Raw genomic sequence first — 1923 nt, 5'->3', positions numbered from 1 at the left:
CCACCGTGGAGCGGTCCACCAGGTCGCAGTAAACCGCAGCACCCGCACCGGCCAGAACCGTCACCGAACCACCCAATCACCAAACCTACACTAAAGCTGGTAGAATAGCGGTATACATAACTTGGGGGTAACGAGGATGACGCAATACATAATTGGCGTGGATATCGGCACGACCAGTACCAAGGTGATTCTGTACGACGAAGCAGGCGCCCAGCTTGCTCGCGCCAACAACGGCTATGAGCTGTACCAGGACAGCACCGGCATGGCGGAGGAAGATCCCGACACGATTTATCAAGCGGTGATTCACGGGCTGGCCACGGTGATGCAAAGTGGCGGGGTGCCTGCTACCGACATTGCGGGTCTCGCTTTTTCCGCCGCCATGCACAGCATGATGCTGGTTGACGGCGACATGGCGCCATTGACCCGCCTGATGACGTGGGCCGACACGCGGGCCCGCGATGCTTACGATGTAATTTGTGATGCCTTCGATCAGGACAACCTTTTCGATCACGTCCCAATACCAGCGCACCCCATGACACCTTTGGCTAAACTCATCTGGTTGCGTGAACAGAATTCCGCTCTGCTCAGCCAGACACGGTACGTTTTGGGTATCAAGGAGTACGTGCTCCACCGTATGACCGGCGAGCTCGTTGAGGATTATTCCGTGGCGAGTGCCACCGGATTGATGGATGTGCAAACCATGCAGTGGTACGACGGCGCCCTCAAACTCACAGGTATCCGTCAGGAACAACTGCCGACTTTGGTAGATACGAATTACCAAATTCATGGGCTTCGTCATGCTGTAGCGGAGGCGACCGGCCTGGACGTTGCCACCACGGTGGTGGTTGGCGCCAGCGACGGTGCCTTAAGCAATTTGGGCTTAGGCGCGACGCAGCCGGGTGACGTGGCGGTCAACGTGGGGACGTCAGGTGCCGCCCGGGTCATTGTTGACCACGTTGTAACGGATCCCCATCACGCTTTGTTCACGTACTACGTGGCGCCGCATCAATGGTTGGTTGGCGGGGCGCTGAGTAACGGTGGCAACGTGTTGCGGTGGGCGCAGACGGCTTTGTTCCCGCACCTGCCAGACGCAGCCAGGCAGGTGGGTACGACCAGTGAGGCCACGCTCATGCACGCGGTGGCGGAATTGCCGGCGGGTGCGGATGGCGTCCTGTGCGTACCGTACTTCAACGGTTCCCGCGCGCCGTTGTGGGATCCCGATTCGCGGGCGTCATTCTACGGACTGAGCGCGCAGCACACCCGGCCGCACATGGCCCGCGCGGCGCTGGAGGGTGTGGCGTATGGGCTCAAAGTTGTGTTGGATGACCTAGAGGACTTAACTGGGCGCGCGGTAACCATCCGCGTGGGCGGAGGGTTGGCGCAAAGTGATGTATGGCGCACGATGTTGGCGGGTGTGCTGAACCAAGCGGTGATGGTGCCCGACAGCGTGGATAGTTCGGCTCTCGGCGCTGCCATTATGGGACTACGCAGCCTGGGCATTGACGCGGCCGCGATGGAGCAGACGGCGCAGTCTGCGGGCAAAGTTGTGGAGCCGGATGAGGCCGATGCGGCGGCGTACGCGACTTTGTACGGTATCTGGAGTGAAATCATCTACAACAATGATGAAGTGGATGACCAGCTGGCAGCGTTTCAGGCCGGACGGAAGTGGGAGATTTAGTGCGAGAGCGAGTGTCTCATCAATTGCTTGCTATCTGCGAAGCCTCTGGTGGTAGTCTGATCACTGAATGCGTGACTGTACTTTACGGGTACCACGAATTCCCAACGTTTGTGTTTGTCCAAATTCAGCTGGGTGCCACGAACTGACGGGTGCCGGTAAAGTGGTGGTGGAGTGTGTCCGGAAACATGGTTGATACTGTAGCCTGAGGCCGCGTCGGTTGGGTTGGTGAGTTGGAGGCGTGTGGG

At 59.1% G+C, this 1923-nt stretch carries 1 protein-coding gene; it reads left to right on the top strand.

Annotated elements, in window-relative coordinates:
- The first annotated feature begins 136 nt into the window (after positions 1–136).
- Positions 137–1678 (top strand): gluconokinase, encoded by a 1542-nt coding sequence (locus LPA02S_RS11285; RefSeq protein WP_056956742.1) that lies wholly within the window; start codon positions 137–139, stop codon positions 1676–1678.
- The last annotated feature ends 245 nt before the right edge of the window (positions 1679–1923 follow it).

This window comes from Lacticaseibacillus pantheris DSM 15945 = JCM 12539 = NBRC 106106 (assembly GCF_001591865.1).
Taxonomy (GTDB): domain Bacteria; phylum Bacillota; class Bacilli; order Lactobacillales; family Lactobacillaceae; genus Lacticaseibacillus; species Lacticaseibacillus pantheris.
The sequence above is the reverse complement of the archived record's forward strand: the minus strand, read 5'-3'. Positions and strand labels throughout refer to the sequence as shown.

Coding starts and splice junctions, on each gene's coding strand:
- LPA02S_RS11285 (WP_056956742.1), top strand. CDS start 137: ATGACGCAATACATAATTGGCGTGGATATCGGCACGACCAGTACCAAG.